Raw genomic sequence first — 7,932 nt, 5'->3', positions numbered from 1 at the left:
TTTTTCTCTAGAAAATCGGCAGTATTCTCATAAATAGAAAGTTCAATATGTGGCCAGTAATCCAGGCCAGCTCTTTTTAATCGCGAGTCGGTCAGTTCAAACCCAAAAGGTTTTACGAGATGCAAATGAGAACCGGTAGCAAGACTTAAACGGCCTATATTTCCTGTATTCGTATGTATTTCTGGTTCGATGAGAACAATATGTAACGACATAAAATTGATTTAAGAAGCAAAGATATACTCAAAGCATTTAGGTTTTCAGAGAATTCAGCAGATTTATTTTTTCTTTGATCAAGGCATAAATTTTCAAGCACAGCCTCTGTTAGCCTTGCAAATTTTAACGCAGAGAAAAGGAAAAAGAAATAACTGAAAATTCGGAGTTCTAAGTGTTTTGAGTGCCGCTGTAAAGTGCTCTACGGAAAGCCTGCTTTTTAGGAACGCCAGAGAAGGATCAAGCATTTAGATAATTATACAAACGTATTAACTCATAATTAACCGTAAAAGAGTGTTTTCTTTATTATATTGAAAAAAGGAGAAATAGCTATATGGAAACCCCTAAAAAAAACGTTGAACAGATAATCAAATTCTATTAAAAATTTAAATAACAAACTATGCAACAAGTAAAAGCTTACGGAGCAAAAGATAAAAATGCCGATTTAAAAGAAATGACCATCAAGCGTCGCGAGTTAATTGACACTGATGTGCAAATAGATATTCTTTACTGTGGAGTGTGTCATAGTGATATACATGCAAAAAATAACGATTGGGGAAATGCAAAGTATCCTATTGTACCTGGCCATGAAATAATAGGAAAAGTTACAGAAGCTGGTGCCAAGGTATCTAAGTTTAAAGTAGGAGATATTGTTGGAGTAGGTTGTATGGTAGATTCTTGCCAGACGTGTAGTGCCTGTGAAGATGATCTAGAGCAATTTTGTGAAAACGGAATGACGGGTACTTATAACGGAAAGGACAGGATAGGTGGAGCAGAAAGTGATCATACTTTTGGTGGTTATTCCTCTAGTATTACGGTTAATGAAAAATTTGTATTAAGTATTCCAAAGAATTTAGATCTCAGAGCAGCAGCTCCTTTATTGTGTGCTGGAATTACTACATTTTCTCCATTAAATCACTGGAAAATAAAAAAAGGAGATAAAGTAGGTGTTGTAGGATTAGGTGGTTTGGGACATATGGGAATAAAATTTGCAGCGGCAATGGGTGCAGAGACCATTATGATTACAACTTCACCTGGTAAAGCAGAGGATGCAAAAAGACTAGGAGCTCATGGTGTACTTATTTCAAAGAATGCTGGAGAGATGAAAGAACATCAAGGTACTTTTGATTTTATTTTGAATACAGTTCCTGTAAAACATGATATCAATCCTTATTTAAGTTTATTGAAACGCGATTCAACGATGTGCATGGTTGGAGCTATTGAGCCCTTAGAGCCTATGCATGGGGGCAGTTTGATCCTGGGAAGAAAAAGAGTAGCCGGTTCCTTGATCGGTGGTATGAAAGAAACGCAAGAAATGTTAAATTTCTGTGGAGAGCACAACATCGTTTGTGATATAGAAATGATCAATATGGATGAAATCAACACCGCTTTTGAGCGTGTGCAAGGCAATGATGTAAAATATCGTTTTGTTATAGACATGAAGTCTCTTAAAAATTAGTTATTATAAATAAGCAGTAAATTTGCTGTTTTATTTAAGGTTGAAGAATCGCGATAGATCTGTCCTTAAATTCCACAGCTTTTTTATAACAATTAGAAGGTGTTTTCAAATCTTTCTTTTAAAATTTAATTGACATATATGTATTCATTCACTGCGCAACAGATCAACGAGCTTCTAAACGGAGAACTTTTAGGCAACACAACTATTGAAATTACAGGAGTAGAGGAGATTAGAAATGCTTCTTCTACAGATCTTACTTTTATAGGTAATAAAAAGTACGCTAAATTTTGGGCAGATTCAAAAGCTTCCGTTGCTATTATCAGCGACACTATAGTTTTAGAGCCAGGAGATAATCGGGCTTTTGTAAAAGTTAAAAATGCAGATCTCGCTATGGCAAAGCTTCTAGAGGCTTTTAAGCCGCCTATGCCTGTTTTTGACACAGATATTCATCCTACAGCGATTATACATACAACGGCTGTTATAGGAAAAGGGGTGCAAATAGGAGCACATTGTTACGTAGGTAAAAATGTAGTACTGGGTGACGGGGTTGTGCTATACCACAATGTAAGTGTATTTGACGACACGATTATTGGGCCACAAACAGTGGCATGGTCAGGAACAGTGATACGGGAGCGTTCTCAAATAGGAGCGCAGTGTATTTTTCACATGAATGTAAGCATAGGAGCAGACGGCTTTGGTTATTGCCCTTCAGATGATGGTAGTGGATTGGTTAAAATTCCTCATATAGGAAATGTAGTGATAGGTAATGCTGTTGAGATAGGGGCAAATTCCTGTATAGATCGCGCAAAATTCAATTCGACCATTATAGGGGACGGTTGTAAGATTGATAATTTAGTGCAAATAGGTCATAATTCAGTTATGGGTAGGTCTTGTGTGATGGCAGGACATAGTGGTCTGGCTGGCTCGGTAACTTTAGGTGATGGAGTTATGATAGGAGGAAGCGCAAGTATTAATGACCACATTACTGTAGAGTCTGGTGCAACTGTAGGCGGAGGAAGTGGTGTCCTTAATAATGTAAAAGCTGGACAAACTGTTTTAGGTTATCCTGCTACTGATGCTCGAGAAATGATGAAGCAATGGGTGGCACTGCGCAGGCTAGTTAAATAATAGCTTTTATCATTAGGAGGTATACGTGTTTTGCTTTCGCGAAAGCAAGATTATAAAGATTCTCCTCTCACCCAATAAATGCTATAGCCATAGCTACTTCTAATTGGTGCAGTATTGATTTCAATAAGTGTTCATTATTTAACATTGGGATACCTTATTAATAACGTACTTTTGCACCGCCTTAAAAAGTGGAGCACATGAAGCGTATCAATCAGTATAAAAAGATGTTTAACGTAGAGAAAGACATCAACCTTAAAGAGTTAAAGAAGAGTTACCGCAATCTAGTAAAAGAATGGCATCCTGATAAATTCCAAGATGGAGATGTTAAGAAGGAAGAGGCTGAAGTAATGAGTCGTGAAATTATTGATGGGTATCATTTTCTAGTGAGTATAGCTCCAGAGACAAAGGAGTTAAACATAGATGAATACACAGAGACGACTACCAATACTGGAATACAGGATTTTGATCATAAAGGACGTGTCCTTGAAGTTACATTTACAGATGGGAAGACCTATGAGTATTTTGGGGTAGATGTAAAGATTTTTAAGAAATTAGTAAATGCAGATAACCGCTACCGATTCGGAAAGCGTAATATCTTTCATAACTTCTTATACCGCAAGTCTAAAAAGGATTTACAAGAAGCTTAAATTTAAGTAACTATATATAAAGCCATTTCAATTGTGAAATGGCTTTTTTATTTCACAAAATCACGCCTCCTAATATAATTACAAAAGCTTTAATATCAGTATATTACATTCAAAAAGTGCTGAACATTGGGAATAAGATGCCAAATTTTTATAATTTTACTTGTATATCAATTAAAAGTATTATTTTTGCAATATGATTGGATCATATGATCATAAAATTTAGTAGGATTTCTTATTTATTTTTTATCATTTTCTAGTTATGGCGAGCTTTACATGGTGAATACTCTTGTGGAAAGGCTTTTGAAATTAAATAAGAAGTATTATTAATTTAAATTATTACAGATGAGTACAGGTACAGTAAAATTTTTCAATGACGCAAAAGGATTTGGATTTATCACAGAAGACGGATCTAGTCAGGAACATTTTGCACACGTAACAGGTTTAATCGACGAAATCCGTGAGGGTGACAAAGTTGAATTTGAACTTAAGGAAGGAAAAAAAGGTTTAAACGCCGTTAATGTTAGAGTTTTAGATTAATTCTAAACCCTAAATTTCTCACAGAGCCCATCTTATAAAGATGGGCTTTTTTTTTGTCTATAAATAAGGATTATCTATGGTAATTCGAGTGCTAAGTACCCCTTATTCTGCTAATTTTGCGGTTATGAAAAGAAGCACATTGCTTATTGGTTTGGCCTTTTTCTCTATATACGTATTTTGGGGTTCCACGTATCTATGGAATAAAATGGCAGTAAGTGAGTTAGCACCATTTATGCTGGCTAGCATTCGGTTTACCACTGCAGGAACCATAATTTTTATTATGGCTAGGTCATTCGGTTACAGCTTGCGCATCACTAAAAAACAACTCGCAAACTCCATTTTAGCTGGTTTTTTATTTCTTGCTTACGGCAACGGAGTATTCGTTTGGGCCTTAAAGTATGTCGACACCAGTTTTGCTGCCTTAATAGCTTCTTTACAGCCCTTGTTCATTTTGCTTTTAATGAGAACGATTCAACGCAAGTCATTACAGCTTAAGTCAATCATAGGGGTCTTATTAGGTTTAATCGGCATGTATATACTAGTAAGTCAAAATGACATTACTACAAAAGAAGGCACTGTGACTGGAATAGTAATGATCCTTACGTGCATCTTAAGCTGGAGTGCAGGAAGTTTGTTCGTAGCTAAGGCTGACGTTCCGGAAAACTTCTTTGTTTCTACAGGCTATCAAATGATAGCGGCTGGCGTAGTACTAGCCGTTGGGAGCTTTGCTTTTAATGAGGATTGGAAATCTCCTTTAGAATGGAGCTCAAATGCTTATGTATCCTTGACTTGCTTGATATTGTTTGGCAGTATAGCAGCTTTTACCTCTTTTAATTTTTTACTCAAAAAGATTTCTACAGAAAAAGTTGCTACATCCTCCTATGTTAATCCGGTAATCGCAATGCTTTTAGGTTGGTATTTTCTAGAAGAAGAAATAACAAGTCAATCTTTGGTTGCTGCTGCAGTTATGTTAACAGGTGTCTATTTTATAAACAGTCGTAAACGAGGTATAAAAGAGATCAAACCTTCACCTAAAAACAGATAAGGATTGCCGTTTAAAAATTTTCTTTTCTTTGGGCTATTATGATTCTAATCATGCAAAAGTGATAGGTACGTAGCATTGGTATGGATTTATTCTCAAGTATTTCTCTTCGCTGAGAGCGATCACTTACTTATTACGAAAAAATAACAAGGTTCTTTATATCAGTATGAGTAGTGCGGGTTTCTATAATTTGACGACCACTAAACTTATAGTACAAAAGAAAAGTCAGGAATGCTAACAAAATATAAGTAAGAGTTCGCTAGATGAAGTTAAAGAGGTATCTACTATTCGGCACTAAGTCATTTTAGATATAAAACAGGTTTTTGAATAGAATGAAGAACTCAGGTCGTATTTCATAAAAGTATAAATGAAATGTTTTAGACTTGTTTCTTATGAATCTAAGTCTTAAAAAAAAGGAAGCACAAAAAGGTATGCAAACAAACCCAAAGTATCTGGCTTAAATTTTAGCGGAGAGACAGGAATAAGAAGGGCACAAAATTATTTTTATTTTAAAGTATTCAAATGACTTGTAGCCGCAATTCTATCAAAAAAAAGATAAGAGTGAGTTTTATTTTTCTAGTTATTGCGCCTTTAAAATTGGGTGAGATAGAAACTGCTGTGATGTTATAACTGTAGCTATTAAATTTTGTCGCTCCGTTCAGGATCGGTATCCCTCTTTCTGAAATTATGAAAAAAGACCCTACACAATAGAAGTCTATTACCAACGTAAGTACCCTAGATGCTAAGTTTCCTCCTTTCCATAAACAAGACCATTATACACATACTCATATGGCTAAAGCCGCTTTAAATATGTTGAGGCATACCCAGCAGTGACACTTTCAAGAGTTGGTATTTATATAAATGCCGTCGTTATTGCTTCGGTAACTGATGAAGATCTAATCAACTTTCTAAAAGAAGCAAGAAGCACACGATTTCTTGCCACCATTAGATGTAGTGGATGATGCCTCCAAAGTAATGGATGCATCATTTGACAGCATTCATACAGGTAAACACTAGCGCGGTAAGTTTTCTAAAGATTACAAGCCTATGAGCTGGCAGGTATTTAAGTTTCTTTAATAATTAATTTATATCGCTTTGGTTTTTAGTTCAAATTTTAGAGTTACCAAGAATGTTCAAAAGCGCTACACCGATGATGGATCCCCTAGACACTTAATTTTAATCACTACAAATGCTTATTTTAACAGTTATAATAAAATAAAAATAGGTGTAAGGAGTTTATAGCAGCTCGAAACGCCATCTTCATTAAAAATTGTATCATGAGAATTGTCACCATAGTTTTATTACTTCTACTTATCTCTTTAACCGCAAGCTGTCAAAACGCTTACAAAACCGAAGTTCCTAAAGTAGTTTTAGCTTCATTTGAAGTTAAATATCCTGATGAAAAGGATCCAGATTTTGAACAAGACTCTCATGGTTACTGGGAAGCCCACTTTAAAAAGAAAGGAGAAAAATACCGTGCAGATTTTAATGCAGACGGTATATGGATTGAAACAGAAAATTCTATAAAGGACAAAGAAATCCCTGCAGCCATTCAAAGTGCGATACGTAAAGAATTTCCAGAAATGAAAATAGCTGAAGCTGAACATGTTATGCATGCTATTAAAGGAGAGTTTTACGATATTGAATTCAAGCAAAAAGGTAAAAACCGTGATGTTGAATACAGAAAAGATGGGTCCAAATTATAGCATTACAAGAGTTTAATATGCAAAAGCCAATCGGACCGTACTGAAATACTTTATAGTATTCTAAATTCCGTGATTACAGGTCATTTTTTTGCAGTTTTTGGAAACGAATCAACGTTGTCGTCGAATTTACTGGTGGGTTATCTGTTGCAGAAAATTACGACAGGAACAGCTTAGCGGTTATAAAATTACATAAATTCTTGTTTTAAGGGCTTTATTTTTAAAATAAAAAATAAAAATACCTTTTTAGCTAATGAATTCCTTAACAAATATCCAATAAGGATAGGTATTATGGGGTCTTCGTTTATATTAAATGATGATCCGTATGTACATTTTTAAGATCAGCTGAGAATGCGTATGATTCCAGCATTAACTTAATATTTTGTCACTTTAATGATTCAATAGTTCTAATTTTGTCTTTCTATTTTAAGGAAGTTTTGTTATGGATCAGTCACATGAATTAGAATTAAGTAAGGAAGAAATGAAATCTTATGGGTATCGGGTAATTGATACCATAGTAGAACATTTTGTTACTCAAAATGAAAAAAGTCCTGTAGCGATGGCTTCTAGAAAAGAAATGGACGCTATATTTCAAGAGCCCATTCCTGAATTCCCTTCAGATCCTAAAGAAGTACTTGATTTTGTAACCAAAAATGTATTGCCAAACAGCAATATTGTTTCGCATCCTAAGTCCTACTCTTTTGTTCCTGGACCCAGTAATTACGTCAGTGTAATGGCTGATACACTTGCGACAGGGTTCAATATATTTTCTGGTGGTTGGGCAGCTTCTCCAGCTGCAGCAGAATTGGAAATTGTTTCTATGAACTGGTTGCTTAAATTATTCAAGTTCCCTTCAAAAAAAGGTGGCGGAATTTTTACGAGTGGTGGATCAATGGCAAATCTTACGGCATTAGTTACGGCAAGAAGACAGCTATGTGGCGATGACTTCTCAAAGGCGATTATCTATATGTCAGATCAAGCGCATTCCTCTAATGTAAAAGCCATAAGAGTTATAGGTTTTAAAAAGGAACAAATACGTATTATTCCAACCGATGGCGAATTTAAAATGGTCATTAATAAATTAAAAAATGCAATCTCTAGGGATCGTTTAACGGACTTACAGCCTTTCTGTATTATTGCAAATGCAGGAACCACTAACACGGGAACGGTAGATCCATTAGAACAGATAGCTGAGATTTGTAAAAA

At 35.2% G+C, this 7,932-nt stretch carries 8 protein-coding genes; 7 read left to right on the top strand and 1 reads right to left on the bottom strand.

The features are described 5' to 3' along the window. A partial coding sequence (locus ACJAT0_RS11595) for a tRNA (cytidine(34)-2'-O)-methyltransferase (RefSeq protein ID WP_415181783.1) occupies nt 1-212 on the bottom strand: 212 nt, incomplete at its 3' end. A 398-nt stretch (nt 213-610) separates the two neighbouring features. Between ACJAT0_RS11595 and ACJAT0_RS11590 the strand changes: the two genes are divergently transcribed. The 7 genes from ACJAT0_RS11590 to ACJAT0_RS11560 form a co-directional block, all read left to right on the top strand. Then, nucleotides 611-1,669: an NAD(P)-dependent alcohol dehydrogenase gene (locus ACJAT0_RS11590; protein WP_374004356.1), complete on the top strand. Its 1,059-nt coding sequence runs from the start codon at nt 611-613 to the stop codon at nt 1,667-1,669. A 138-nt stretch (nt 1,670-1,807) separates the two neighbouring features. Beyond that, nucleotides 1,808-2,797 (top strand): UDP-3-O-(3-hydroxymyristoyl)glucosamine N-acyltransferase, encoded by a 990-nt coding sequence (gene lpxD, locus ACJAT0_RS11585; protein WP_374004355.1) that lies wholly within the window; start codon nt 1,808-1,810, stop codon nt 2,795-2,797. A 197-nt stretch (nt 2,798-2,994) separates the two neighbouring features. Then, complete coding sequence (locus tag ACJAT0_RS11580; RefSeq protein ID WP_374004354.1) at nt 2,995-3,444, top strand: KTSC domain-containing protein; 450 nt, start codon at nt 2,995-2,997, stop codon at nt 3,442-3,444. A 342-nt stretch (nt 3,445-3,786) separates the two neighbouring features. Continuing rightward, complete coding sequence (locus ACJAT0_RS11575; RefSeq protein ID WP_374004353.1) at nt 3,787-3,981, top strand: cold-shock protein; 195 nt, start codon at nt 3,787-3,789, stop codon at nt 3,979-3,981. A 124-nt stretch (nt 3,982-4,105) separates the two neighbouring features. Then, nucleotides 4,106-5,026: an EamA family transporter gene (locus ACJAT0_RS11570; protein ID WP_374004352.1), complete on the top strand. Its 921-nt coding sequence runs from the start codon at nt 4,106-4,108 to the stop codon at nt 5,024-5,026. A 1,274-nt stretch (nt 5,027-6,300) separates the two neighbouring features. Further along, nucleotides 6,301-6,729: a PepSY-like domain-containing protein gene (locus tag ACJAT0_RS11565; RefSeq protein WP_415181782.1), complete on the top strand. Its 429-nt coding sequence runs from the start codon at nt 6,301-6,303 to the stop codon at nt 6,727-6,729. Nucleotides 6,730-7,168: 439 nt separating this feature from the next. Further along, nucleotides 7,169-7,932: pyridoxal phosphate-dependent decarboxylase family protein (locus tag ACJAT0_RS11560; protein ID WP_415181781.1), on the top strand; the 764-nt coding region annotated here is incomplete at its 3' end.

Source organism: Nonlabens sp., from assembly GCF_047636915.1.
Taxonomy (GTDB): Bacteria; Bacteroidota; Bacteroidia; order Flavobacteriales; family Flavobacteriaceae; genus Nonlabens.
The sequence above is the reverse complement of the archived record's forward strand: the minus strand, read 5'-3'. Positions and strand labels throughout refer to the sequence as shown.

Excerpts from the sequence above, each read along its gene's own strand:
- ACJAT0_RS11565 (WP_415181782.1), top strand. The coding sequence starts at position 6,301 with ATGAGAATTGTCACCATAGTTTTATTACTTCTACTTATCTCTTTAACC.
- lpxD (WP_374004355.1), top strand. The coding sequence starts at position 1,808 with ATGTATTCATTCACTGCGCAACAGATCAACGAGCTTCTAAACGGAGAA.
- ACJAT0_RS11580 (WP_374004354.1), top strand. The coding sequence starts at position 2,995 with ATGAAGCGTATCAATCAGTATAAAAAGATGTTTAACGTAGAGAAAGAC.
- ACJAT0_RS11570 (WP_374004352.1), top strand. The coding sequence starts at position 4,106 with ATGAAAAGAAGCACATTGCTTATTGGTTTGGCCTTTTTCTCTATATAC.
- ACJAT0_RS11575 (WP_374004353.1), top strand. The coding sequence starts at position 3,787 with ATGAGTACAGGTACAGTAAAATTTTTCAATGACGCAAAAGGATTTGGA.
- ACJAT0_RS11590 (WP_374004356.1), top strand. The coding sequence starts at position 611 with ATGCAACAAGTAAAAGCTTACGGAGCAAAAGATAAAAATGCCGATTTA.